The sequence below is a fragment of the Lysinibacillus odysseyi 34hs-1 = NBRC 100172 genome (genome assembly GCF_001591965.1).
In the GTDB taxonomy this organism is placed as follows: domain Bacteria; phylum Bacillota; class Bacilli; order Bacillales_A; family Planococcaceae; genus Lysinibacillus_B; species Lysinibacillus_B odysseyi.
The window spans coordinates 396,458-422,382 of the sequence record NZ_BCVX01000001.1 but is presented as its reverse complement, the minus strand read 5'-3'; the positions used below and the strand labels follow the sequence as shown (position 1 = coordinate 422,382).

Genomic DNA, 25,925 nt, shown 5'->3' with positions numbered 1-25,925 from the left:
GGTGAAATATAATAAAACAGTCATGACAAAATTAATCAATCAGCACCGTGAGCTGCACGATGAGCTGAAGAAAATCAAAGTGGAAATGGGTCTGGAAAAAAACCTGGCGATTAAAGCGCTGTATCATTCAGCCGTAGCCGATAACGGTCCGTTTATGCTGGAATATCAAGAGCTGGAACGCCGTCAATAATTGTATGCTCCTGCTTTGCCGTCATGGCGGAGCAGGAGTTTTTTTATGGAAAGAAAAGCTATCCCAATACAGCAGACTAAATATGTAATAAATATATGTATATTTCTATAGTAGCTGAAGAGAAAGAGTGAGAAATGTCCTTTTTCTGCGTTTTTTTATTATACAGTTCAGCATATAGCCATACACTGTCTATCTTCATTATAATAATATTTGTATTTTATTTGAATTAATGGAAATAACCGAACTGCTCTTTTCGGGCAGAAGGTGTACAGTGAATGATCGGAGGATTTTATGAAAAATCGATTGGTGCTTGATAGTGAGAAAGTATACTACGGAGTGTGTTTGGCAGCTAGTTTTTTTGTGTATATAGCGCTTTTTATTTCTATTATTGGTCTTTTTTATATTCTATTAGGCTTTTTGATTACAGTAGTGCTCCACGGGCTGGCGATTGGGCAAATTCAGAATAACGCGGTGAAGGTAACAAGAAAGCAATTTCCCGATATTTATGCAAGAGCTGAGAAAATCTCTAGAGATATGGGGATGCGGGCTGTACCTGATATTTATATCACACAGGAGGGCGGTATTTTAAATGCTTTTGCGACAAGCTTTTTTGGCCGGAAATTTGTTGTGCTTTATGCGGACATTGTAGAAATTACAAAAGAAGGATATGTAAAGGAGCTGGATTTTGTTATTGCCCATGAACTGGCACATATCCAGCGTAACCATATCACGAAAAGTTTAATTATCCTGCCTGCGCGATGGATGCCTTTTCTCGGAAAAGCTTATTCAAGAGCATGTGAGTTTACTTGTGATCGGATGGCAGCTGCCTATATTCAAAATACGGAGGCAGGCGCCAATGCACTGACAATCTTGGCGGTTGGCAAATCGTTGTGCAAAGAGGTGGATATATCTGAATACGTCCGGGACGCAAAAGCGGAAGGCGGCTTTTACGCATGGGCAAGCCATCTTTTGTCTACACATCCGCCGCTGCCTGTTCGTATTGAACGCCTGTACCAATTTCATCATGAAGTGAACAAAGCCTCCTTAAAAAATGCAGAGCTGGCAGGCTAATGTTTCGAAATTAAGAAAGATAAAAAAGGATGCACATGCCTGGAAGAGGCGAGTGGCATCCTTTTTTGCTTGTAGATCAGTGTTTATTTCGTACTTGTGTAAATTCGATAATCCAGCTCATTCTGATACTCCAAGTTAAGGTTATAATGCTCCGCCATCACTTCATACAGATCTGGAGAGATATCTTCAGAGTGCTGGAAGTCTGGGGCAGATTGTATGGATTTGTTCTTTTTTATACGAATGTTTTCGAAGCCGGCCTGCTTGCACAAATCAATCCAATCCTTTTTCGAACAAAAAGCTTCGAATCCGTAAAATTGTTTGATCTCTTCCTCAAGCTGCGGTTCGAGGAGATCATTGACTGTCAGCTCAATCGCGATAAATCGCCCGCCAGTTCGTAAGATGCGGTAAATTTCGCTAAGGGCCTTTGGCTTATCCACAAAAGATAGCACGGATTCACAAATGATGATGTCAAAGGATTGATCAGGGAACGGCATTTGTTCAATAGAGCCCTGCACAAGTCTTACAGGCAAACGGTTACTCCGCATCCTATTGACTGCTTTAGCGACCATCGTAGGGTTAACATCCATTCCTGTGACTTTTGCTCCGTATGTGGATGCAAGATAAGCTGCAGTTTGACCTGTACCGCATCCAGCATCAAGAACCCTGGTCATTCTATTGATATTTTCGTTTTTAAAAATTTCCTTTGTGAGCTCAATACCTCCCGGGTGTGCGCCGCCTACACCGAATTCAGCGAGGAAATCAAGATATTTGGATTGCTGCATGAGAGCCACCTTCTTTGTTCATTTTATTTGTATCATATGGGTGCTGACAGTGTATGGTTCCATGAGATCACAGTGAACGGTAATAAGATAAGAGCCCAGTTCATTCGCTTGCCAATAGGAAACTCACTTTGTCCTTCGATTGGATAGAAAGGCAAACAAGCAGGCATACGGCAAAGTAACGCTGCAATGAACAAAATGAAAGAGGAATGTTATTTTTATTCAATTTCCCCAAACGTCTAAAATAGGAAAAAAATAAGACATATACTAGTTTGAACTTCAATTAGAAAGGTGGTGAATTGACATGACATTTTATCCGCCAAATCCCGGAAGAGGTCCATTTCCACCAGGTTATAGACAAAATTTCGGTCCACCAGGCTACCCGGCACCATTCGGCAGGCAGGTTAGTCCAAACCCTGTCCCACAATTTAGAGCTCAGCCCCCATTTTATCAGCAGCCATATCCAATGGGCAGACCGGGTAATCCTTTCTTCAGCCCAAGTCCGTTCGGCAATCAGGGGCAACCGTTCCTTAACCAAAACCAATTTGGAATGCAAGACCCAAATGCCTATTATCCTAATCAGCAGTTTAGGGGCCCAGGCTTGTCGGGCCATCTCAATACTTTGATGGGGCACGTTGGTACTGTTACAAACGGTGTAAATATGCTCAGACAGCTCGGCTCGTTAATGACATTATTTAGATAATAGATTAGGTGAAAAGTTCTCTTTTGAAGAGACTTGCTGCTATGGCAAGTCTTTTTATTATGGGTGGAGATAGCTGATTCGCCGGTAATTTATTGAAAACCGCGGGTATATGGAGGAGATTCGCGGGTAATTAGGTGAAAATCGCGGGTAAATAAACAGTCTTCACTCGTGTGCCGGATTCTAGAGATAGAAAAAGGAATCTGGTAGAATGGCTATAACTTTCCTGCAGGAGAAAGGAAAGGTTTTCAGCGGTATTTTATCCATAGCTTTACGACAAGAAAATTCGGAAAGGCGGAGTGAATGATGGTGAAAAAAGTGCAATTAGGCTCATCGGATGTATATGTACATCCAATCGGGCTGGGAACGAATGCAGTTGGCGGTCATAATCTGTACCCGAATCTGGATGAACAGGAGGGGAAAAACCTCGTCCGTACTGCAATTGAATCAGGTATCCAGCTGATTGATACGGCTTTAATGTATGGTCCGTACCGCTCTGAGGAATTGATCGGTGAAGTGGTAAAAGAGATGGGCTGCAGGCAGGAAGTAGCACTTGCGACAAAGATTGGCCCTAAATATGTAGAAGACAAGATGGTAATGGACAATTCACCGGCGTTCTTACGGGGAGAAGTGGACAAGGCACTGCAGCGTCTGCAGACGGATTATATTGACCTTATGTATTTGCATTATCCGGATGAACAGACACCAAAGGATGAAGCTGTCGGTGTATTGAAGGAATTGAAAGACGCCGGGAAGATCCGGGCAATCGGCGTTTCCAACTTTTCGCCGGAACAGCTCAAGGAAGCGAATAAAGACGGGTATGTTGATGTATTGCAGGGCCATTATAACTTGTTGGAGCGGGAGGCGGAGCAGACATATTTCCCGTATACAATAGAGCATAATATTTCATTTATTCCGTATTTCCCGCTGGCATCAGGTTTGCTGACAGGAAAATACAGCAAGGATGATAAATTTGATGATCTACGCGCTTCCATGCCTCATTTCCAGGGTGTAGTGTTTGCCGAGAACTTGGAAAAAGTAGAACAAGTCCGCCAAATTGCAGCAGCAAAAGGAGTAGAAGTGACACATGTTGTATTGGCATGGTACTTGGCACAGGATGGCATTGATGTTATTATCCCGGGCGCAAAGCGGGCAGAGCAGGTAAAGAGCAATCTTCGAACATTGGATGTTCATTTGACACCGGGAGAAATACAAGTGATCGACCGCCTGTTTTCATAGAGTATGTGATAGGGAGAACCAGCAGGAATGTAACTGCTAATTCTCCTTTTTTATTTCCCATTTTATCGCTGGATTCTCGTTTGCGAGCAACCGGATAAATTCGTCCCGATCTTTCGGAGAAACTGCGATCACTTCAAACTTACCATAAGATATTTCTAATTTATCCATGGATAAAGCAGGGGCAGAAAATAGATTTCTCGTTTCTCGCACACGATGAATGTCTGCTATTTTTATTTTCTTTGTAAAGGGCCCATAGCGGATAATCAGAAGGTTGTCTGCGATTATGTACACTGTATTAAACCAAAACGATAGTAAAAATAATCCGATGGAAGATAAAGTGGCAATTTTTATCCACTGCTTATCAAATAATGCTGGTGTCATCCATACACCAACATCAGGGAAGAAGATAGGTGGAATGATAAATAAAACAGCAAACAGCCAAAGGATAATTGTCATCCATAAATCTTTTTTTGATGGGAAAGACAATATTATCTCCTCCTTTTCTTGCTATTTCATACGTAGCAATTGCCAAAGAGTTTCAATTTATATGGAAACATGTTTCTCCTTACGCAATACTTTTCGCGATAACTGAAAAAAATCCCTCAAGTGTCCTGCTTGAGGGATCATTTTTTAGCACCAGACAATTACAGCAGAAGGCGTTGTCTGCGCTGGAATGCTCCGTGTACTTGAACTATAGATAACGATAAGATTGCGATTGGCAGGGTACCGAGTAAAGGGCTGCCCATTTCTTAAGATAATAGCAGTGTAAGGCGACAGGTTTAGCATTAGTTCCCCATCACTGCTGACAAGCTGATTGTCAAAATAGCCTACCTTTACATTTTGATACGGGCTTTCTTTTACGATAACGAGTGCCTGATACTGCGGAGGATAAATCAGAATGGCAGGCGCATCACCGTCATAGTAGCCAGTGACACGATCGCCGATTAATACCATTGCATGGTCGACAAAATAAGTCATAGGTGTTATGACAAAATTGACGACTTCGCCTTGCTCATTTTGGACAGACATCAGTTGTTGGCATCCCTCGCCATTCCCCGCCATAAAATCTTCTATTGCAATGACTGTACCGGAAAAGGAAAAGAAATTCACTGCATTCATCCCTTCATTTACATTTCCATCCTCTCTAGGGTTATGCACAGAAAGCTGTATCGGTACTAGGGAAAGGGAAAAGAGTTGTATTTGTTTTTTGGGCATATACTAGAGAAAAAGAAAGGATGAAAAAATGACTGTGCCGTTTCCTGTGAACATCGCTACATTTATAATGAGCGGTGGTCCAAAGAAGACGATTTATATTCCACAGGTCGTTCAAATGGCAAATGAGCAGCTTGAAATATACATCAATCATGAAATCATTAAGGAAGCAGAGAAAATGATTGAGCAGCAAGATGGAAATATCGGTGGGCCGTCGGTGGAAGAAATACTTGGCACGTACGAACTGAAAAATAACCAGCGCAATGTCTTAAGCCTATCACTCAGCAATTATACATACCATGCCCATGCTGCACATGGAATGACAGTCCTCCAATCCTTGACCTTTGATCTGCTAAAAGGAAAAAGATGTGAACTGAAGGATTTATTCAAGCCGGGGAGCGACTATGTGAAGCAGCTATCTGCGATCATCCAAAAGCAAATTAAAGAACGTGACATACCGTTAATCAATGAATTCAATGCTATCGGGCCGAACCAGGATTTTTATGTAGCGGATAAAATACTTGTTATCTATTTTCAGCTATATGAGCTGACTCCTTATGTTTATGGTTTTCCGATGTTCCCGATTTCTGTGTATGAGCTGCAGGATATCATTGATGAAAATGGGCCGCTCGGAAGGCTCGCTGAAAATAATTAGCGGGTGCAATATTGATTACTATTTATCTATGAGGGTGTAGCGATTTTCTTCTCGTTCGCCCTCATAATTACGCCTTCTTTAGACAAGCTAATGAAAAAGATTAAAGAAGGTGATGGGATGTCCAGTCATGGTATAAATAAAGAGGGGGCAGCAACTCAACGGAGACATGCCAAATGAGCGGGCCATTCATTCCAAAGCTTGTGTATTTTGAGCCACAGGCATTAGAGTATCCACTTGGCCGAGAGCTGAAGGAAAAGTTTGAAAAGATGGGGATTGAAATCCGCTATACAACTTCTCACAATCAGGTGCGGGATCTTCCCGGCGACAACGATTTTCAAAAGTATCGGATGGCAAAATCCACGCTCGTCGTAGGAGTGAGAAAGACATTGAAATTTGATACGTCAAAACCGTCTGCCGAATATGCGATTCCATTTGCGACAGGATGCATGGGGCATTGCCACTATTGTTATTTACAGACGACTATGGGCAGTAAACCGTACGTTCGTACTTATGTAAACGTAGAGGAAATCCTGGACGTCGCCGATCAGTATATTGCGGAGCGGGCACCGGAGATTACTCGCTTTGAGGCGGCCTGTACATCAGATATTGTCGGCATTGATCATCTAACGCATACATTAAAACATGCTATCGAACATTTTGGGCAAACAGAGCTTGGAAGGCTGCGGTTCGTAACAAAATTTCATCATGTTGATCATCTACTTGATGCAAATCATAACGGGCATACGCGCTTTCGTTTCAGTATAAATGCCGATTATGTAATTAAAAACTTTGAGCCGGGGACATCAGCGCTTGTCGACCGGATCGAGGCGGCAGGGAAGGTAGCACGGGCGGGATATCCGCTTGGGTTTATTGTGGCACCGATATATTTACACGATGGGTGGGAAGAGGGCTATCGCCATATGTTCGAGCGATTGGATGCAGAACTGCCTGCAGATGCTCGGGCTGATATCACATTTGAATTTATCCAGCATCGTTTTACAAAGCCGGCGAAAAAGGTGATTTTAAAAAACTACCCGAAAACAAAGCTGGAGCTGGATGAATCAGTTCGACGAGTAAAATGGGGCAAGTACGGTATCCACAAATATATTTACCAAAAAGATCAGGAAGAAGAGATAAAGGAGCGGCTTGAGGAATATATGCATGAATTCTTTCCAGAGGCCAAATTTGAATATTTTACGTAAGACAAACGGACATCCTGCTGTAGCGGGATGTCCGTTTTTTATGAGGGGATTGTTAATCTGTAGGCGGAAAGTTGTGATTCGCGCAATAGACACTTAAAACCGCGCAATGAAGCCTTGAATTCGCGCAATACACCCAAAAATTCGCGCAATAGACTATAATAAAGAAAGAGAAGGGAGTTGAAAAAGGATGAAAAAATGCATGCTTGTAATAGGCGGGATTGCCGTTGCTGTTGCGGGGCTTCTCGATATTAAGTATAAAGGACTGTTCTATAAAAGCTTGCCTCAATCAATTCAGTCAAGTTTAGATAAAATAGGGAAATAAATATCTACATAAATGGTAACCGCACCAATTCACTTGGCGCGGTTTTTCTCATTAGTGAAGCTGTAGATACCCTAGGTTTTTTGGAGTTTACCCACGCTTTTTTGAAAATACCCGCGGAATCACCTCTTTTACCCGCGCTTTGCAACTGAATACCCGCGAATTTAATGAAGATCCCCAGTCATAGGCAGTCTCTTCTCTTCCATTTCTCTCTTCGCAGCAAGAAGAAAGTTCTCCAAAGCCATTGTCTCCAAATTCTCCTGATGATAGGAGCGGATAGTGACGGTAGTGTTTTCCTGCTCTTGGTCACCAAGCACAAGAATATACGGCACCTTTTTTAACTGTGCCTCCCGAATCTTCTTACCAAGCTTTTCCTGTCTTCTATCGATAGATGCCCGGATGCCTGCTCGTCGCAGCTGTTCATAAACTTCTTCAACATAGGCATTATGAACAGTGGAAACACCGATTACTTCAACCTGCTTCGGTGCAAGCCATAACGGGAAGGCGCCGCCGAAATGCTCAATTAAAATGCCGAGGAAACGGTCAATCGATCCGAAAACAGCCCGGTGGATGACGACAGGGCGTACCTTGTCATTCTGTTCATTGACATACGTTAAGTCGAATTTTTCAGGAAGCTGGAAATCGAGCTGTACTGTTGCACATTGATGGCTGCGCTTGATAGCATCCTGTATATGAATATCGATTTTCGGTCCGTAAAAGGCACCATCTCCTGCGTTCACCTTATAGCGGTAGCCTAATTTCTTCAATACATTTTCAAGCGCTGTCTCGGCTTTATCCCATAACTCCAGCTCCCCCATAAAATCTTCGGGGCGTGTCGATAGCTCAATTTCATATGTGAAACCGAAGACCCTGTATACATGGTCAATAATCTGAAGAGCAAGCGTAATCTCGTCCTCGATTTGATCTGGTCTGACAAAAATATGGGCATCATCCTGGCAAAACGACCGGACGCGCAGCAGCCCGTTAAGCGCACCGCTGAATTCATGTCGATGTACCTGCCCGAATTCAGCCATTCGGATCGGTAAATCACGGTAGGAATGATAGTCATTTTTATAGATTAGCATATGCCCTGGGCAGTTCATCGGCTTCAATGCAAATTTCTGTTCATCCACCTGCGAGAAATACATATTTTCCTTGTAATGCTGCCAATGCCCCGATTGTTCCCATAGACGCTGGTTCATCATGAGCGGTGTCCGTAGTTCCTTGTAATCGTACCGTGTCTGCAATTCACGTAAAAAAGACTCCAGCTCATTACGCAGTATTTGCCCGTTTGCGAGATAAAATGGCATCCCCGGTGCTTCTTCCGAAAACATAAACAGCTCCAATTCCTTGCCGAGCTTACGGTGATTTCGCTTTTCAGCCTCCTCCAAAAATATGAAATATGCCTGCATGTCTTCCTTGTTTGCAAAGGCAACGCCGTAAATCCGCTGAAGCATTTGATTGTTGCTGTCTCCACGCCAGTAGGCACCGGAAAGATTTGTTAACGTAAAGTGCTGCAGCCTGCCTGTGGACGGTACATGGGGACCCCGGCACAAATCATAAAATTCTCCTTGCTCATACACAGTCACAAGCTCCTCAACAGGAATCGCTTCAAGAAGCTCCAGCTTCAATGGATCATGTGCAAATAACTGTGCTGCTTCTACCTTTGTAACTTCCTTTCTGGAAATAGCGAGGTTTTCTTTAACGATTTTGTTCATTTCCTTCTCGATTTTTTGCAGATCTTCTGGAACAAATGAATGATCTAGCTCAATATCATAATAAAATCCATTTTCTATAACTGGTCCTACTCCGAGGTGTGCAGTAGGGTACAGTCTTTTGACAGCCTGTGCAAGAAGATGGGCTGTAGAATGACGAATGACTTCTATTCCTTCCGCTGAATTTGCATCATAAATAGCAATTTGGGCATCTGTTAGGATGGGACGCGTCAAATCAACTGTGGTGCCGTTCACACTCCCTGCAACAGCTTTTTTGGCAAGAGCCGGACTGATTGCTTTTGCAATATCGGTTAGTGTTACACCTTGTGCAAACAATTGTTGTTTGCCATCTGGAAATTGAATCATTACTTGTTGATTTGACATAAACATTCTCCTTTTCTATAAAATAAAAAAACACATATCCGTCCGCTAAGGGACGAGTATGTGTTGATTACCCGTGGTTCCACCCAAATTCCTGCCGATACAAACCAGCAGCTCATTGATTGCAGATAACGCCTGCTCACGTCACCGGTTTCCCGGCACAGCTCGGAGGTAGTAAATCGATAAGTCCGAATTAGGAAACTTTCAGCCGGTGATTTCCCTCTCTGCAAATCTTTCTTATCCATTCGTGTCCTCTTCATTGCCTGTATGGTTAAAATTGTTATTTACTTTAAAACGAAATGAAGCAATTGTCAATAGGCGATTATCTATTTTTTTATGAAAATTAGAAAAAGCAGCCCGTAAGCTGCTTTACATTTTTTTTAGATAATACTGCAAAAAGCAGGTTTGTCCTGCTCCTCTTATTACTTCTCCTTCATGATGTCAATAGAATCATCATCATACTGAAGCTGGAGAATAACATTTCCTTTTTTGTAAGTGATTGTTTCACCTTCACGCGCGGTTTCTTCCCATCCGCGGTTTTGAATGACAAGCTGGTATCCTTTCGGAAGGCCGTTCGCCGTGCTGGCTCCGTCCCATTCATAGTACTTTGCATTGTCCTCTTCTTTAACAAGCTCTGCCGACTTTGGTACAGGGAAGTCATTCATATCTTCGAGCGACTGATAGCTAGAACTTGCCGTTGTATAATATATGACCACAAATACAATCAATACGAGGGCAAGGATGCTAATGATAATCCACTTTTTTCTTCCAACCTTTTTCATAGTGAACTCCTTTCTTGCTGCATCGGTAATTTTCTATCTATAGATACTATTACCCAAAAATCTATATTACTAAAACGAAAAAGAGGATTAGAAATATGTGACCATGATGCTTTAAAGGAGGTATATCGATTTTCATTTTATATTTCTGCCGGAAAGACCATTCAAACAATTAAAAAGGCAAAATGTAGTTTCAAACAGCATATTAGTGTGCAGATGGTCCTGCTTGCGGGACACGGAAAGAAAGGTGGGCAGATTAATAAAAAGCAGGGAAGTTGAGTGTTCAACATCCCTGTACTTACTTTACCGATATAATGTTATACGTCGAAGTGATTTTACCCCTTTGCTCTTCTTGGCCATAAAAAATACGAAGCCGAATAGAGCAGGTCGATTCCGACTACAATTGCCCAGATACGCAACGGATTCAGCAGCTCTGCTGTACGCTCCGGATCTCCGATGAAGAAGTGAATCCCGAAAATGAAAGCTCCGCCGATCAGAAAGGCAAGCAGGTGCTGAAGCGAGCCCTTAATTTCGTGGCGGGCATGCTCGAAGCCATACTTTTTACGGGGCTTTTCTCCTTGCTTTAAGAAATAATACGTAAATTGTCTATCAGCCCAGGCAATCATACTTTTTCCGAAGGCGATGGAAACTCCGAGATAAATGGCCGCAATACCGTGAACTGTTGTAGCGGTCGCTCCATTATATAAATCGACTGCCGTAGCAATAAGCAGCACGAGATCAACGACAGGAGTGAGTGCCAAGAAGAATAACCCCAGCCTCTTCTTTTTCAGTATATATCTAGTGAACAATCCAAGCAGAATTACAACCCAAAAGGCGATTTCCGCTCCGACGATCAGCCAACCAATTCCTCCCATGAAAAAATCCCCTCTCTTTTTAATACACTTGTATTTTTTAAAAATATAACATAGGATTTTAAATAATACAAGTGTATTTTAAAAACGGTTTTTGCTATACTGAGTATATGCCGAAGATTGTAGATGTAGCGGAAAGAAAAAAAGCCATAGCGGAGGCAACATGGCGGGTCATTCTGGAGAAAGGGATGGAAGGAGCGACGGTCAGAAATATTGCAAAAGAGGCGGGGTTATCACTAGGAGCCCTGCGACACTACTTTTCTAACCAGGATGAGCTGCTCGTCTATGCCATGGATCTTGTAACGGAGAATGTTAACAAACGGATTGAAGAAGTACTAAAGAAGAGTATGCCTCTGCAGGAACAGGTGCTGCACGTGCTGCTGCAAGCATTGCCTGTCGATCAGCAAAGCATGCTTGAGATGGAGGTATGGTTTGCTTACATAGCGGCTGTGAAGCATAAGAAAGAACAGGCAAATGTTCCGTTTAATGCATTGTTTAGCGGAATGGAAAAAACCATTTATGGGCTGTCGGAATATGGCTTTCTAAAGGAAGGTCTGAATCTGGATCTAGAGGTCGAGAGGCTGTATGCTGCTGTGGACGGACTGGCAATTCATGCCTTATTTGAGCGGGAAAGGCTTGATCGGGACAGGGTGATACGGACACTTGTTTACCACTTAAACTCTATTCTTAAGGATGAAGCAGTATTAAAACTGCCTATTTCAGATATGTAGATGAAAAGGGTTGGTTATCCAAACCAGCCCTTTTTCTTAAACCATATAAACATGGAAATACCTGTTACCGCCATCAGTCCAATCGTAAGAAAATAGCCGTACCTCCATGTTAATTCAGGCATATACTCAAAGTTCATTCCATATATCCCGGCTATGAATGTTAACGGGGCAAATATAGATGTGATGATGGTGAGGACTTTCATGACATTGTTTGTTTGATGTGAATTCAGCGAGAGGTAATTATCCCGAATATCTGCCGTCAGCTCCCGATCAGACATAATCATATCGGATAGCTTTAACAGATGGTCATAAATGTCGGAAAAATATTCTTTTCTGTCGGTTATACCGTTTAAATGATGGGAATTCAACATACGGTAAAGCAAATCGCGCATTGGATTAATTGTATGTATGAGCTTTAATAGCATATTTCTTGTCGCAAATAATTCATTCATAAGAAGGTTCATCGATTTACGGTTAATATTGCCTTCAATTTTGTCTAAATTATCTTCGATTTTATGAAGGATAGGAAAGTAGTTATCGACCGTCTTGTCTAAAATTTGATGGAAGACATAAAAGGAATCCCATTGTTCCTTATCCTCCTGAAATAGCATTCTGTTCCATACTTCGTCCACTTCATCGGACTGCGTGAGATGGAATGTAACGATAAAATTGTCCCCAATAAAATAATTCAATTCATCTTTCAGTATTTCATTCTCTTCCTCCCTGACAATATGTGTCACAAAAAAAGAATGGTTATCATAATAATCCAGCTTCGGACGCTGAAGTCTGTGTACACAGTCTTCGATTGCGAGGGGATGGAATTGAAAAGTATCCGCTAAATGCTGCTCCTCTTCTTTGGTAGGCTGATTAAAATCCACCCAAAACCATTTATAAGAAGAAAAGTTGAGATTCTTTATAGAAATATGCGTTTCTATATGATTGTCGTTCGTAATACCGATAAAACCGATCACCGTCTTCACACCTTTTCCTTATTAATTCATGCAAAATGCTGCTTTGTTACTTCCAATTACTATTTGATAGGTCCGTTAAAATAATAATGATGTTCTTCTCTTTTTTGGGTGCCTGTCATCTAACCATTTTTCCCCGAATGACCTCAATTTATAAAGCACTTTTCTTTTAAATAGCCACAAATACTCCTTTATCAAACATTCTATAAATACCGTGATGAGTGATTGGGGTTTTAAATATTTAGCACAAGAAGTCTCTTACAAACTTTTGTTAATTCTCCAAATAACCTCATTTCCTGTATGATTTGAAAAGGAAAGGGAATTTTTTTTAAAAATATAAAACTATTGATCTCGTTTTTACGAATATATAAATGAAGCACAAGAAAGAGATGTGAGAGCAGGGAGATGAATGAGCGGTATTGGATTCGGAAAATCCAGCGGAAGCACGATGAGAAAAGTGCGGACAAGCTGACACGGAAATACTATAAAGAAATGTACATATTCGTTTATAAACAAACGCTTGATGAACAGCTGGCGCTTGATTTGACGCAGGAAATCTTCATTCGTATGCTGCGTTCCATTGCTTCCTATGATGAGGAAAAGTCTAGGTTTCGTACTTGGTTATACCGAATTGCCACAAACCATTGCATCGACTATCTCCGCTCAAAGCAGTATCAGATGAAGCAGAAAACGGTGTTTATGGTGGATGAGGAGCAGATAGAACCTGAAGATGGCATGTTACAGCTTGAATACAAGGAGCAGTACGAAGCGGTCAATGCTCTGCTGAGTGGGCAAAGCGGGATTACCCAGCAAATCGTACGCTATAAAATCTTCTTGGAGCTGACCTTTATGGAGATAGCAAATCTTTTGCAAATGCCAGAAGCAACTGTCAAGACGAACTATTATAAGGCAATCAAGATGCTGCGAAAAGGAATGGAGGCATATTATGAGGACGAAATTTGAAGCAAAATTGCCTGAGGAGGCTGAAATCGAACGGCAGATTGCCATTATTGTCAGCAAGGGGCTGTCCCGCAAGCAATCGATGTGGGAGGTAATGAGAAAGATATGGCGTGAGTTTCCGAAGAGGCAGCTATTGTTTGAACGCGGAGAATTGCTGTTTACAAGCCTCTTGCTAGCAGTTGTTGCTAGCCTGTTATTGTATACAATCGAGGCGCCGAGGGATACCACAGATAGCTGGACGGCCATGCTGTTTCTTATTTCACCATTCTTATTTCTGGCACTAACAGGCTTTTCAACAATTCGAAAGCAGCTTGAAGGGACCTTAGAGCTGGAAATGACGATGAAGTATTCGGTGTATCAGATACTGGCCATCCGTATGTTGTTCTACAGTATTACAGCGAGTATTGCACATGTGTGTTGCATAGTAATCGCAGCGCAGTTTATATCGATGGATGTTTTCAAGATGATCAGCGCGGCACTGACAGGGCTGTTTTTGTTTGCCGCGGGTCTACTGTATGTACTGCGTGGCAAACGGCCGCTCTTACATACCATCATTTACAGTATCAGTTGGTTTGCAGGGAATTTTGTGCTGTTCAGTCAGGCTAAGTTGGTCTACATTCAGGTTGTACTGCAGCTGCCAAACGCTTTATATATCATGATGATTTGCGCAGCCATTAGTCTTTTTCTATTTGGCCTGCAGCAATTTTTCAAGAAACAACAGGGAGGTACATTGGAATGCTTGTTATCGAAAACGTAACAAAACAATACGGCGATTTTGTTGCTCTAAGGAATATTTCATTATCGTTTAAAAACGGGGTATACGGTCTTCTTGCGCCAAATGGAGCAGGGAAGACTACACTTATTAAAATGCTGGCGACACTCATAACTCCCACGGCAGGGACAATTACCTATAATGGCGAAGAAATTCTCGCGTTAGGTGAGGGATATCGGGAAAAGCTTGGCTACTTGCCGCAGCATTTCGGCTATTACAAGCACTATACGCCTGTACAGTATTTGCAATATTTGGCAGCACTAAAGGGGATGCCAAAGGAACAGGCAGCGAGCCGCATTGATGAGGTTCTTGGGCTTGTTGCACTATCTGATGTGAAGAAGAAGAAAATGCGCAAATTCTCCGGCGGCATGATCCAGCGTGTTGGTATCGCACAGGCATTGCTAGCCGATCCTCAAATACTTATTTTAGATGAACCGACAGCCGGCCTGGACCCGAAGGAGCGTGCACGTTTTCGCCATATTCTTTCTGACTTGGCGAGAACACGGATAATTCTTTTATCAACACATATTGTTTCGGATGTAGAGTCGATTGCCAATGAAATCATTATGATCAAAAATAAGCAGTTGCTCTATCAAAAAGATGTTGCTTCCATATGTGCTACAATGTCGGGCCGTATTTTTGAAACAGTTATTGATTATGCTGATGCAGCAGATTTTGCAAAAAAATATATTGTCCTTGCGGAAAAGCAGGAACAAGGCCGCATGCTCGTCCGCTTTATGGCAGAGGAGAAAAAGCCGGACTGGCACCCAGTCCAACCGACACTGGAAGATGTCTTCCTTGTAGAGTATGCCCAGGAAAGCACTGTCGGGTGAAGAGATGAGATACATAGGATTAGAACTGCAAAAGCTGTGGCGGTCTCCTGTCATATGGATACTCTTGATTGTGTTTCTTGGTTTTAATAGTTTTTACATATGGTCAGAAGCACGTGAAGGAAAAGAGCTCGCTATATTAAATGATATCGTGGAAACATACGGAAAGACAATTAATGACGAAGCACTTGAAGGACTACAAGAGGAAATCGAACAAAAAGCAATAGCGCTCGGCTCTGAGCAAGGGGCAGCTGCCTACTTGGATTCGATGACACCTGAATTTTATTACAAGCAGTCAGAAGACATGCAGCAGCAAATTGATGAACTCAGTTTATATGCCATGTATGCAGATCTTGCCGGCCGACTGGGGGAGCGTTATGAGAAAATAGACATCCATGCATTTGGTGAAGATATGAAGAAAACATACGGTCTTTCTGGGATTTCTGCCTCCTGGATGGATGAGCATTTTGCCCAGCTGGAGGGAAGATTCGAAACTTTTATGGAAAATGAATCCTACAACGAGTGGTTTTTTGCAGGGAACCCGTACCGGATGCATAGTTTTTTGTTTCGTTCCATTATGAAAATCATTGCCCTGGAAGGAATTCTGCTTGCGGTTCTAATGACGGCCTACCTTACAGCCTATGAACGTGAGCAACGTACACATCTCCTTGTATTTGCAAGCAAAATAGGCAGAGGGTTAATGAAGAAAAAGGCTTGGGCGGCTGGCATTGCAACAGTGTGGGCTGGTCTTTTGCTAATGGCAGGCACGTTAGCGGTATTCTTTAGTTTCCATGACTACAGCGGACTTTGGAATGTCAATGTCGGCAGCGGGCTGAATTGGGAATATCAAGCCCCATACGTTTTCTGGTGGGATATGCCGATATGGCAGTATCTGCTATTGGCAGTAGTCATCGTTTTCATTTCATGGCTGATTATTACGATTGCCACATTCGCGATGGCGGTTCGTGTACAGAGCAGCTATATCGTATCGATTGCAATACTGCTCGTTCTCCTCGCGTTGTTCGTTGTACCGAGCTATTTTACGTTTTCGCCGCTGCTAATGCTCGCTAGCCACTTCAACCTTATGCTGCTTGTTTTAAATCCGCATATGCTGTTCAATGGGCTGTCAGGGATGACGGGATTCTGGTATCACGAACTGTTGACGTTAAGCATCTTCATGCTTCTAGCTGCTGTAGTCGCAATACGTACTATGAAACGATTTAAACGAAAGGACATACACGAATGAGACTTTGGTGGATGGAAATAAAGAAATGCTTTACATGGCCTATTATTGGGCTGCTCATTGTGATGAATGTGCTGTTATATAGTCTGTTAGTGGAATTTCATTTAGACAATTTTCCAAATGGGCGGCCATCAAGTGAAAGGTTTGAAATCGAGCTAGATATGGTTGAAAAGTACGGAGAAGTTATTGACGATGGAGAGATAGCTGAAGTTCAACGGGAATATGGGAAGATAGTTGAGAAATTTGAAGCCATCTTGAAAGTCCATCCACTTAGTCAGGCAGCGGGGGTGGAGACGATTGAACAGTACAGAGAAGGTGAGAGGGACGATGAAGCTTTCAATAAGATGAGGCAGGCTTTTTGGGAAACGGATGATTTCGACCTGATGTGGTGGATACAGGCTTATGAAGGTGTTTTTGAAAACTATCGGTATAAAGATAGAATTTTCTATGGAGAATATTATAGGTCAGCGCAGGAAAAAGAACGCATTGATGAGCTGCTCGAAAACGAGAGCTATCAGTATTACGGCTCATCGGTGGTGGAAAATTTCATAACGATTGCAGAAAATGTCACCATCATCATTTTATTCAACCTAATGATTTTACTGTCGCCTCTATTTTTGAGGGATCGGGTAAATCAAATGGTGCCGCTGCAATACAGCTCAAAGCATGGCCGTAAGATATTTGCTACGAAATGGTGGGCTGGACTGGCGTTGACACTCTTTGTAACAACATTTTTGATTGCAGCTTACGGCCTTCTCTATATGGGAAATGGCACATCACCATTCTTCTTTATGCAGCTGTATCATATGGACAATATTAACTATTGGTATGACGTCACATTCGGTCAGTATATTATCTCTGTCGTAATTGGTATGTATCTTATTAGTGCTATTTTTGGCATGCTGGTCATTGCATGCTCCTCTTTAAGTGGCAATTATCTCATTCAGATGGCGACACAGATTGTGCTGATTGGACTGTTCATCTGGCTGGTGATTCCAATGGCGCTCGGAAGACTGTTCCAGACGTATCATTTGCCATGGATAGTGCCGGGGATTTACGTTGGCTTGATTACTCTTGTTCTACTGCTTTTTTATCGGCTATTACGGCGTGAAAGGGTACGGGAGATTACTTAATACAGAGGAATTTTTAAAAGGAATATCAGGAGTCATTGCAGAAGATGCAATAACTCCTTTTTTAATTTTTCTAAAAAATAAGATAAGTTATTCATCTACTACGTATTTAATGGTAAAGTATGGATAAACAATAGAGGATATAATCCAATGAGAGGGGGCTAGGAGTGAAAAAACGATTCTATATGAGTGTTTTGCTAGGAACTGTTACAATGGCAGCTTGCATGGCTGAAGAGGAAACGGACGTTATGGTAGATACACCAGTCATTGGAGAACAGAAGGAAGCTGTTTCAGAAAAAGAAAGTATGTTTGATACTGTGCAGGAAGCGGAAGCTGCCCCATTAGAATTAACACAGCAGCAAAAGGAGGCATATCACAGGCGGTATGTAGAGGCAGTAACGTGGCTAAACGAGCAGAAAGCCGGGCTTCATATGGAAGTGTCTCCGATTGAACAATTCACGGAAGAATCCTGGCAGGACCCGGATATTTTTGAAAAAGGAATGCGCGACATGGTGGAACAGCATTTGGCAAAAGAACGCGAATTTGTGCAATCATTATCTCGATCGGATAAAGAGACGAAGATGCAGGCGGACGGGAAAATAGCGAAAAAGGCATATATGTATATTAGTGATGTAATACATGTAGTTGAGGTTGCTGCAAATTTTACTACACAATACAGCGAGACTCACGGCCGGCAAGTATTTGCAGGGATAGATAACATCACGACAAAGGGGGTAAGCTCCTATGCCGAGTGGGAGCAGACATCCGTTGAGGTGTCCCTAATTGATGGCGGGCGCACATATAGTATCGACATTGAAGGGATTTGGAGCGGACTGGGGTTAACATTTGAAAAAGCGTTCAGTATTGAATTCAACTGTGATCAATACGGAAACATTTATTAAATTTTTTATATAAAAAGTGAAAGGCGGACTTCCATATAAAATAGACTTTAGTGTGAAGTAATATGATAGCGAGCAGTCTTGTGGAAGTATTTATTACTATTAGGCAATTTTCACCTTGGATCGCGATTCCTATTGGTTTAATGTTTGTGTTTCTATTTGTATAAGTAACAATCCGCACTGTATCAATAAATCGATGAAAAAAGAGTAATAAAGCAATGGGGGAAAAAATGAGAAACCTTCTGGGCCTTTTTTATATAACCTTTAGTTTGATATTGATTTACGGCTGTAATGGAGATGAAAAGCAAGCGGTCTCTTTAGCTGACAGCACTGAAAAGAACAGCTCGGACAAAGAAACGGAAAAGGAGTTATTAGCGTTGTCCGCAGAAATATTTTCGCTGCTACAGGAGTCTGACTTTATAAATATGGCTGATAAGGTTGACCCGGAAGACGGGATTACCTTTGCTTTTTATGCTGATTTTGGCAATCCGGATGGCTATGGCGGACAGTATGTTCACTTATCCAAAGAGAAGATAAGCGCAGCAACTGATAGGGAGTATGTATGGGGACATGATGAATCAGGAAAGGAATATCAATTGACATTACATGAGTATGTCCAGCAGATGCTGTTACAACGATGGGGAAAGGAGGAAGTAGACTATAATATTATCACTTTTAATGAATCGGCAGAGAATTTTGCGGGTGTTATAAACACCATTCATACGTATTATCCGGATGCTAAATATGTGGAATACTATTCGCCAGGAAAAGATGAGCATTCGTTCCAATCTATCCGGTTCATCTACAAGGAACGGGAAGGGGACTGGTATCTTATAGGAATAGCCAGGGATGTAGCGACTGTATAACGCTCCTTGCTTAACAGAAATGAATTTTGTCATACAGGGCTTATTGACATTGCCTTCAACCTGGGCTGAATACCTTTTGGCTTTCCTAAGCTCTAATCATAGATATGTTTAAGGGGAGAATGCGCAGTTAAGAAGGGGCATTCCCCCCGCACTGATAAACGATTTAACTACTATATAATAGAAGGAGTGCTGAAATGAAATACTTGAAAAAAGGAGATAAAATCGGTATCTTCTCACCGTCGTCCCCTGCATCGGTATCAGAGGAAAAGAGATATAAACGGGCAAAGGCTTTCCTTGAGGAGAAGGGCTTTGAAATCGTGGAAGGAAGCCTTACAGGTCAATCGGATGTCTACCGCTCAGGCTCTCCAAAAGAGAGGGCAGGGGAGCTGAATGAACTGCTCAGGAATCCGGACATACCGATGATTATGTCAATGATTGGCGGGACGAACGCCAATAGTATGCTGCCGTATATCGACTATGGGGCATTCAAGGAAAACCCGAAGCTTGTCGTCGGCTACTCGGATGCGACAGCTGTCCTGCTTGCGCTTTATGCCAAGACTGGCATCAGCACCTATTACGGGCCGGCGCTTGTGCCGTCATTTGGAGAGTTTGAACCGCTTGTTACTATTACATATGAGTTTTTCGAAAATTATTTCTGCCGGGAGCAGAGCATTCCGTATACCATCCCGATGTCACCGGTTTGGTCGGATGAACCGGTGAATTGGCTGGAGAAGGAAACGGAAAAGACGCTTTACCCGAATGAATGGACGTCCGTGAATGATGGGGTGGCAGAAGGGCGGCTGATTGGCGGGAACAATAATGCAATGTACGGCTTTATCGGTACGGAATACTTCCCGGAAATTAAAAAAGGAGATATTTTGCTGATTGAAGACTGCATGAAGAATGCGGCAATCGTCGAAAAGAATGTTGCGATGCTTAAGCTGCACGGCATTTTTGATAAGGCAGCTGCGATCCTGCTTGGCAAGCATGAGCGCTATGATGATCTTGGGACTGGCAGGCAGCCTATCGATATTTTGTTAGAACAGCTGGATGGCAGGAACATTCCCATTCTAAATGGGTTTGACACATGCCATACCCATCCGATGCACCCGCTGGCAATTGGAAGGCGGATACGGGTCGATACAAAGCAGCGTAAAGTCGAATGCGTGGAAGAATGGCTGTAACCATATGTTACATCGTGAAAAAATAAAGAGATGGTGTGGAAATTCAGTTTTCCTACCATCTTTTTTGTTTTTCAGCAAAATGCAGGCTGCTTGGTAAGTGACGAAATTGTAACAGTAGGGCTGGACATTGTTAGGATAATCGATGGTTGCCATGTGACCAGTTTTATAAAGTGGAAAAGAGGAAGATCTACAGCGGCATTTCCGGCAACAGCTGCTGGAAAACAGACCATCCACTAAATAACAAAGAGAAAATAGGGGAGGAAACATAATGGTCAAAAAGAAGGTTCGGGTTTGGAAGGTAATTCGCAATATCGTGCTATCTTTCATTGTCCTTTGCATGATGTGGGTTATCTTTCATACAGGAATGAAACTATATGAAGAAAACAAATATCCCGCTACCGGGGAGTATGTAGACATGGAAGGGGAAAAGCTTCATGTTACAGTAAAAGGAAGGGGGGAGAAAACGATTGTCCTGCTGCCAGGCTTAGGAACAGCAGCACCGGCACTTGATTTTGAACCATTGGTTAATGAATTATCAAAAGACTTTCGGGTAGTCGTAGTCGAGCCGTTCGGATACGGATGGAGCGATCTGACAAAAAGGGAGAGAACGGTTGAAAACATAGTGGAAGAAATAAGAACGTCATTGCAAACCGCCCAAATTGAAGGACCGTATATCATAATGCCGCACTCGCTTGCCGGCATTTACAGTATGTACTATGCCGATAAGTATCCGAAAGAAGTGGAAGCCGTTATTGGCATTGACCCTACATTACCGCAAGCACTCGAATATTTTGATGAAGCAGCTCCAAAGATGCCTTCGTATTTCAGGTTTCTTGCGCCCACAGGTATTGCCAGGTTAACCCTTCTTTTAAACAGTGATAATTTTCTTCCAGCTGCCGAAGAGGGCACCTATTCTGAAGAAAATCTAACAATGACAAAAGCAATTTCAGCATGGAAAGGCTATAACAAAAATATCATCGAGGAAGCAAATGCAATTCAAGAAAATGTCGAGAAGACAAAGGAGCTGTCATTCCCATCACAATTGCCTGTCATGATTTTCATGAAGGAGGATGACAAAGTGACGGAAGACGGGAAATCCATGGAGACATTTTATAAGCAGCAGTTACGTTCAGTGGAAAACGAGAGACTCATAGCTTTAAAAGGCCATCATTATTTGCATTGGAAGAACTATAAAGAAATGAGTGGGGAGATTAAAGAATTTACAAATTCATTTTAAATGTCTAAGCAATACGCTGTATTTTAACTAATAGGTAACATTTTTGATAAATCTGACGTCTGGTTAATGATGGCTATTTCAAGGGTTTAGAAAAGGGGAATGAATATGATCAAACATTCCACAATTTTAACAGTAGGGCTCATCAATCTGATCGGCCTTTGCCTGTTCCAATGGTACGTCGCCTCACTGCTAAACGATGGGATGGGCTTAACTAACTTTCATCTCTTCATTCCTCTCATCCTTGTCGGCATGAACATGCTTCTTTGGTTCGTCGGACAAAAAATACAGTTCTATCAATATTGGCTATTGTTATACGCTGGCTATGCTTTTTCCATCCTTCTTTTCTATACTGTCCTTTATATGGATATAGACGCGGCGGCCGGAGAGGGGCTCCCGCCAGGCGAAGTATACTGGGACTTATTTCTTTTTGTTTTCATTTATGCATTTATGCAGCTGATTATTTTTTGCTTTTTACACATCGTTACATATATATTATACCGGCTTTTCAAGAAGCTTTTCTTATTGTCCGTCAACTCTTCACTGTAAATGTTCTTCCGTCCGGCTATTAACAAACAAAAAGGAGACCCTGCCAATAACGCGAGGGTCTCTGCTTCATTTATGCCAGCCGTTTCCCGGAAGGCGTCACTCTTACTTCTTGGGCATCCATTTCGATATTTGTCTTCTGCATTGTAAATAGAATGATGACACCGGCGATTAATAGTCCGGCTAAAACGAACATACCTGTCTGTAAAGTGAATGAGCCTAAAATTGTCGGCCCAACAAATCCTCCCAGCGCAGCGAAGGAGTTGACAAGTGCAATGCCGACAGGCGCGGTTGATTCGGTGAAGAAGAATGTTAAATAAGCAAAGAAGCAGCCTGTAAAGCCGTAAAGTCCGGCAGAGGCGAGCGATAGCATAGCAACCATAGGCCATAAAGATGTTGCGAGGGCACAGCCGGTAAATCCGACAATGGCTACGCCTAAACAGATGATAAGATGCAGCTTATGTTTTCTTGTCTTATCCGCGCTCCATCCTGTAAAGATAATGGCAGGTATGCCAATCAAGGAAGGGAGCATCGCCATCCAGCCGATTTCCATGTTAGTTGCTGTTGTAGCTGACAATGATTTAATAATTGTCGGCACCCAGAAAGATAATCCATAAACGCCAGTATAGCCTGCGAAATAGAAGGCGGATAATTTCCACACTGTTGCCCCTTTTAGCATTTCCCATTTTGTCGGTTTGTTGAGGCGCAAAGCAGCCCGGCGTTCACCTTCGAGCTCGCCCTCAAGCCAGGCGATTTCCTCAGGGTCCAGCCATTTTGCTTTTGCCGGCCGGTCAGTAAGGAAGAAAATTGTCACAACCCCTAAAATAAGTGCCGGAATCCCTTCTAAAATGAACATCCAGCGCCAGCCTTCCATTCCAGCCCATGCAATGTTATCGATAATCCATGCGGATAGCGGAGCACCGATCAAGCCGCCAACCGGTAAAGCCAATAGCAGTACAGCAGTGGCTTTACCGCGTTCACGTTCACGGAACCAATACGTTAAATATAAAATGATACCTGGGAAAAATCCTGCCTCTGCTACCCCTAGCAGGAAGCGCAAAATGTATAGATGAGTAGCGGAATGTACAAAGCCCGTTAAGATAACGATAATTCCCCAAGTAAGCATAATGCGGGCAATCCAAATCCGGGCCCCCACCTTATGCATAATCATGTTGCTTGGAATTTCAAAGAAGAAGTAACCGATGAAGAAAATACCTGAAAGAAGACCAAATACTTCCGCTGTAAGAGCTAAATCTGAATTCATCTCAAGCGCGGCAAAGCCTAAATTTACCCGATCCAAGTAAGCGATTACATAAAGCACTAAAATAAACGGCAATATACGAACCATTGTCTTCTTTGTAGTAGAAGCGGCTAATGCATGTTCATTCATAAAGTGACCTCCTGTCTTAATGGGATTCCTAAAAGCTGCTGTAAATCTTCCATTGTCAAATGACCGAGCAATTCCTTGACGATAACCTCCCTGTTCTCAAAGGAAAATACGGCATACTCCGTTACTAACAAATCAATCTGTCTTACACCGCTTGTCGGATATGTCAGCTGCTTAACGATTTTCGCCTGACCATCCTTTGCCAATAAAGTTGCAGCACCGATAACTTTTTTTGCGCCAACTACGAGATCCATCGCTCCTCCAACACCTAGAATCGGTTGTCCGGGTACAGCCCAATTAGCGATTTCACCGTTAACATCCACCTGTAGAATACCTAAAACCGCCACATCAATATGTCCTCCGCGAATCATTGCAAAAGAGTCAGCGCTGCTGAAAAAAGAAGCACCATTTGTAATGGTGATCGGTTCTTTGCCGGCAGAAATCAAATCGATATCGAGTTCCTCCTCTGAAGGGGGAGGGCCCATACCTACAAGTCCATTTTCCGATTGCAAAAATACTTGTTTCCCCTCGATGAAAGAAGCGACTAGGGTAGGGATGCCTACGCCCAGATTGACAACCTGCCCATCTTCCAGTTCCTCGGCAATCCGCTTCGCGATTTTAGCACGTACATCAAGCTTTGACATATTGATCACCTGCCTTCGTATAGGCTGTTTGGATAATGTAATCGACATACACATGCGGGGTAATGATGGATTCCGGGTCCAGCTCGCCTGTCTCCACGATTTCATCCACTTCAACAATCACAATATCGGCTGCAGTTGCCATCATTGGATTGAAGTTTCGGGCTGTCGTATGGTATGTGAGGTTTCCGAGTCGGTCGGCCGTTTTCGCACGGATAATTGCTACATCGCCCTTTATTGCTTTTTCAAAAATGTAGCGTTCCCCGTCAATTTCACGTTCCTCTTTGCCTTTTGCCAGCTCTGTTCCAACAGCGGTTTTTGTATAAAATCCGCCGATCCCGGCCCCGCCGCAGCGTATGGCTTCAGCCAATGTACCTTGTGGCAGCAGTTCAATATCGAGCTTTCCTTCCGACCAGGCAACAACTGCCTCCCGGTTCATCGTAAAGAAAGAGCCGATTGCTTTCTCAATCTGTCCTTGGATAAATAACTTGTGAAGACCAATACCATGATCTCCTAAGTTATTGCTGACGATATGCAGCCCCTTTACATTTGTTTCTGCAATCATATCAATGACCGTCAACGGGGAACCGGATAAACCAAAGCCGCCAGCCAAGATTTTCTGCTTGTCCTTAAAGATGCTCTTTAAATCGGAAACACTCTGTACTACCTTGTTTTTCATTAATCTCTCCTCCCTATCACAATACTAGACTGTAGTCTGATTTTAGTTTAAAATGAAAATGTAGTCAATACACGAAGGAGAAATAAAATGGTTAAAGTAGAAAAAAAGCAACAAAGAGGAGAAGAAAAGAGGTCCTTAATAGCGACTGAGGCTTTGAAACTCTTTAAAGAAAAGGGTTATAAAAAGGTGACGGTTGATGAGATTGTGGGTGTTTGCGGGACATCGAAAGGCTCATTTTATCATCACTATAAATCAAAGGCTGAAATTTTAAATGAGCAATTCATCATTGCTGATAAATATTATGAAAAGGTATATGCGGAGCTGCCGGCAGAAATACCGGCAAAGGAGCGCTTCCGGGTGTTCATGGAAAAGATGTACCGTTACTTGGAGGAAACATTTGGGCAGGAGTTTCTGGCGGTAATTTATTCGACCTCTCTGGAAACAGAAACACATGTGTATTTCCGAACACCGGACAGAAAGCTCTTTATGCTGTTTGAAAAGCTCATAGCTGAAATTTTAGAGGAGCAGGAATCTAACTTATCCCTGCAGGAGCTGAAAGTATCGTTTATTCAGCTGGCGATGGGCATTATCTATTACTGGTGTACCTTGAATGATCCACAGCCGCTGTATGTCAGTGCAAAAGCACCGATTGAGCACTTTTTAAACGGCTTTCGGTAAAAGGGAAAGGGAGCAGCCAGGTTTGCCTATATGTTATCTTTTTGGAGAAGCCCTCCCTGCAGC

29 protein-coding genes are annotated in these 25,925 nt (G+C 42.6%); 19 read left to right on the top strand and 10 right to left on the bottom strand.

Features of this window, described 5'->3' with window-relative positions; genetic code table 11:
• Window position 1 precedes the first annotated feature (1 nt).
• Both BOD01S_RS02260 and BOD01S_RS02255 read left to right on the top strand, forming a co-directional pair.
• Window positions 2-190: a hypothetical protein gene (locus tag BOD01S_RS02260; protein ID WP_036155235.1), complete on the top strand. Its 189-nt coding sequence runs from the start codon at window positions 2-4 to the stop codon at window positions 188-190.
• A gap of 291 nt (window positions 191-481) precedes the next feature.
• The gene (locus BOD01S_RS02255) at window positions 482-1,261 is read left to right on the top strand and encodes a M48 family metallopeptidase (protein WP_081977972.1); all 780 of its coding nucleotides are present in this window, start codon (window positions 482-484) and stop codon (window positions 1,259-1,261) included.
• A gap of 83 nt (window positions 1,262-1,344) precedes the next feature.
• Here BOD01S_RS02255 and BOD01S_RS02250 read toward each other — a convergent pair whose 3' ends face one another.
• Complete coding sequence (locus BOD01S_RS02250; protein WP_081977971.1) at window positions 1,345-2,043, bottom strand: class I SAM-dependent methyltransferase; 699 nt, start codon at window positions 2,041-2,043, stop codon at window positions 1,345-1,347.
• A 301-nt stretch (window positions 2,044-2,344) separates the two neighbouring features.
• Between BOD01S_RS02250 and BOD01S_RS22795 the strand changes: the two genes are divergently transcribed.
• A complete protein-coding gene (locus BOD01S_RS22795) occupies window positions 2,345-2,743 on the top strand; it encodes a hypothetical protein (RefSeq protein WP_036155233.1) in 399 nt (132 codons plus the stop codon).
• 303 nt (window positions 2,744-3,046) lie between these two features.
• A complete protein-coding gene (locus tag BOD01S_RS02240) occupies window positions 3,047-3,979 on the top strand; it encodes an aldo/keto reductase (RefSeq protein WP_036155232.1) in 933 nt (310 codons plus the stop codon).
• A 36-nt stretch (window positions 3,980-4,015) separates the two neighbouring features.
• Here the strand turns inward: BOD01S_RS02240 and BOD01S_RS02235 are convergent, their stop codons facing one another.
• Window positions 4,016-4,465: a PH domain-containing protein gene (locus BOD01S_RS02235; RefSeq protein WP_036155231.1), complete on the bottom strand. Its 450-nt coding sequence runs from the start codon at window positions 4,463-4,465 to the stop codon at window positions 4,016-4,018.
• Window positions 4,466-4,609: 144 nt separating this feature from the next.
• Entirely contained in the window at window positions 4,610-5,098 is a 489-nt protein-coding gene (locus BOD01S_RS02230; protein ID WP_036155230.1) for a hypothetical protein, read from the bottom strand.
• 124 nt (window positions 5,099-5,222) lie between these two features.
• On the opposite strand from BOD01S_RS02230, the gene BOD01S_RS02225 reads away from it, so the two are divergent.
• The 3 genes from BOD01S_RS02225 (at window position 5,223) to BOD01S_RS23800 (ending at window position 7,370) form a co-directional block, all read left to right on the top strand.
• Window positions 5,223-5,846 (top strand): DUF3298 and DUF4163 domain-containing protein, encoded by a 624-nt coding sequence (locus BOD01S_RS02225; protein WP_081977970.1) that lies wholly within the window; start codon window positions 5,223-5,225, stop codon window positions 5,844-5,846.
• 173 nt (window positions 5,847-6,019) lie between these two features.
• Window positions 6,020-7,048, top strand: coding sequence for a spore photoproduct lyase (splB, locus tag BOD01S_RS02220; RefSeq protein ID WP_036155228.1), 1,029 nt, complete (start codon window positions 6,020-6,022; stop codon window positions 7,046-7,048).
• Window positions 7,049-7,235: 187 nt separating this feature from the next.
• Complete coding sequence (locus tag BOD01S_RS23800; RefSeq protein WP_269845640.1) at window positions 7,236-7,370, top strand: hypothetical protein; 135 nt, start codon at window positions 7,236-7,238, stop codon at window positions 7,368-7,370.
• A gap of 161 nt (window positions 7,371-7,531) precedes the next feature.
• Here the strand turns inward: BOD01S_RS23800 and thrS are convergent, their stop codons facing one another.
• The 3 genes from thrS to BOD01S_RS02205 form a co-directional block, all read right to left on the bottom strand.
• Window positions 7,532-9,466: a threonine--tRNA ligase gene (thrS, locus tag BOD01S_RS02215; RefSeq protein ID WP_036155226.1), complete on the bottom strand. Its 1,935-nt coding sequence runs from the start codon at window positions 9,464-9,466 to the stop codon at window positions 7,532-7,534.
• 419 nt (window positions 9,467-9,885) lie between these two features.
• Window positions 9,886-10,245, bottom strand: a complete 360-nt coding sequence (locus BOD01S_RS02210; RefSeq protein WP_052124865.1) for a hypothetical protein — start codon at window positions 10,243-10,245, stop codon at window positions 9,886-9,888.
• A 332-nt stretch (window positions 10,246-10,577) separates the two neighbouring features.
• Window positions 10,578-11,117, bottom strand: coding sequence for a hypothetical protein (locus BOD01S_RS02205; protein WP_036155225.1), 540 nt, complete (start codon window positions 11,115-11,117; stop codon window positions 10,578-10,580).
• A 107-nt stretch (window positions 11,118-11,224) separates the two neighbouring features.
• Between BOD01S_RS02205 and BOD01S_RS02200 the strand changes: the two genes are divergently transcribed.
• On the top strand, window positions 11,225-11,845 hold the full coding sequence (locus tag BOD01S_RS02200) for a TetR/AcrR family transcriptional regulator (RefSeq protein ID WP_036155465.1): 621 nt from the start codon (window positions 11,225-11,227) through the stop codon (window positions 11,843-11,845).
• A gap of 14 nt (window positions 11,846-11,859) precedes the next feature.
• On the opposite strand, the gene corA is transcribed toward BOD01S_RS02200, so the two are convergent.
• Window positions 11,860-12,816 carry a magnesium/cobalt transporter CorA gene (gene corA / locus BOD01S_RS02195; protein WP_052124864.1) on the bottom strand — a complete coding sequence of 319 codons (957 nt, stop codon included), beginning with the start codon at window positions 12,814-12,816 and terminating at the stop codon, window positions 11,860-11,862.
• 402 nt (window positions 12,817-13,218) lie between these two features.
• Here corA and BOD01S_RS02190 point away from each other — a divergent pair, with 402 nt between their 5' ends.
• The 10 genes from BOD01S_RS02190 to BOD01S_RS02145 all read left to right on the top strand — a co-directional run bounded on the left by BOD01S_RS02190 (window position 13,219) and on the right by BOD01S_RS02145 (window position 22,480).
• Window positions 13,219-13,776, top strand: coding sequence for an RNA polymerase sigma factor (locus BOD01S_RS02190; protein WP_036155224.1), 558 nt, complete (start codon window positions 13,219-13,221; stop codon window positions 13,774-13,776).
• Window positions 13,760-14,530, top strand: coding sequence for a hypothetical protein (locus BOD01S_RS02185; RefSeq protein ID WP_036155223.1), 771 nt, complete (start codon window positions 13,760-13,762; stop codon window positions 14,528-14,530). The genes BOD01S_RS02190 and BOD01S_RS02185 overlap by 17 nt, the downstream gene beginning before the upstream one ends.
• Window positions 14,509-15,378, top strand: coding sequence for an ABC transporter ATP-binding protein (locus BOD01S_RS02180; RefSeq protein ID WP_036155222.1), 870 nt, complete (start codon window positions 14,509-14,511; stop codon window positions 15,376-15,378). Before BOD01S_RS02185 ends, BOD01S_RS02180 begins: the two co-directional genes overlap by 22 nt.
• 4 nt (window positions 15,379-15,382) lie before the next feature.
• A complete protein-coding gene (locus BOD01S_RS02175; protein ID WP_143815054.1) occupies window positions 15,383-16,621 on the top strand; it encodes an ABC transporter permease subunit in 1,239 nt (412 codons plus the stop codon).
• 11 nt (window positions 16,622-16,632) lie between these two features.
• Window positions 16,633-17,751 (top strand): ABC transporter permease, encoded by a 1,119-nt coding sequence (locus tag BOD01S_RS02170; RefSeq protein WP_036155214.1) that lies wholly within the window; start codon window positions 16,633-16,635, stop codon window positions 17,749-17,751.
• A gap of 164 nt (window positions 17,752-17,915) precedes the next feature.
• On the top strand, window positions 17,916-18,650 hold the full coding sequence (locus BOD01S_RS02165; protein WP_052124863.1) for a hypothetical protein: 735 nt from the start codon (window positions 17,916-17,918) through the stop codon (window positions 18,648-18,650).
• A gap of 227 nt (window positions 18,651-18,877) precedes the next feature.
• Window positions 18,878-19,513 (top strand): hypothetical protein, encoded by a 636-nt coding sequence (locus tag BOD01S_RS02160; RefSeq protein ID WP_143815052.1) that lies wholly within the window; start codon window positions 18,878-18,880, stop codon window positions 19,511-19,513.
• A gap of 194 nt (window positions 19,514-19,707) precedes the next feature.
• Window positions 19,708-20,697, top strand: a complete 990-nt coding sequence (locus tag BOD01S_RS02155; protein ID WP_036155211.1) for a S66 family peptidase — start codon at window positions 19,708-19,710, stop codon at window positions 20,695-20,697.
• 268 nt (window positions 20,698-20,965) lie between these two features.
• Entirely contained in the window at window positions 20,966-21,934 is a 969-nt protein-coding gene (locus tag BOD01S_RS02150) for an alpha/beta fold hydrolase (protein ID WP_233153117.1), read from the top strand.
• Between the two features lie 105 nt (window positions 21,935-22,039).
• The gene (locus tag BOD01S_RS02145; RefSeq protein ID WP_036155202.1) at window positions 22,040-22,480 is read left to right on the top strand and encodes a hypothetical protein; all 441 of its coding nucleotides are present in this window, start codon (window positions 22,040-22,042) and stop codon (window positions 22,478-22,480) included.
• Between the two features lie 70 nt (window positions 22,481-22,550).
• Here the strand turns inward: BOD01S_RS02145 and BOD01S_RS02140 are convergent, their stop codons facing one another.
• From BOD01S_RS02140 to BOD01S_RS02130, 3 genes are read right to left on the bottom strand one after another with little or no spacing between them, the layout of a single operon-like run.
• Window positions 22,551-23,867: an MFS transporter gene (locus tag BOD01S_RS02140; RefSeq protein ID WP_036155200.1), complete on the bottom strand. Its 1,317-nt coding sequence runs from the start codon at window positions 23,865-23,867 to the stop codon at window positions 22,551-22,553.
• Entirely contained in the window at window positions 23,864-24,508 is a 645-nt protein-coding gene (locus BOD01S_RS02135; protein ID WP_036155198.1) for a 3-oxoacid CoA-transferase subunit B, read from the bottom strand. Before BOD01S_RS02135 ends, BOD01S_RS02140 begins: the two co-directional genes overlap by 4 nt.
• Window positions 24,495-25,184, bottom strand: coding sequence for a CoA transferase subunit A (locus tag BOD01S_RS02130; RefSeq protein ID WP_036155195.1), 690 nt, complete (start codon window positions 25,182-25,184; stop codon window positions 24,495-24,497). Before BOD01S_RS02130 ends, BOD01S_RS02135 begins: the two co-directional genes overlap by 14 nt.
• 87 nt (window positions 25,185-25,271) lie before the next feature.
• Here BOD01S_RS02130 and BOD01S_RS02125 point away from each other — a divergent pair, with 87 nt between their 5' ends.
• A complete protein-coding gene (locus tag BOD01S_RS02125) occupies window positions 25,272-25,862 on the top strand; it encodes a TetR/AcrR family transcriptional regulator (RefSeq protein ID WP_036155194.1) in 591 nt (196 codons plus the stop codon).
• The last annotated feature ends 63 nt before the right edge of the window (window positions 25,863-25,925 follow it).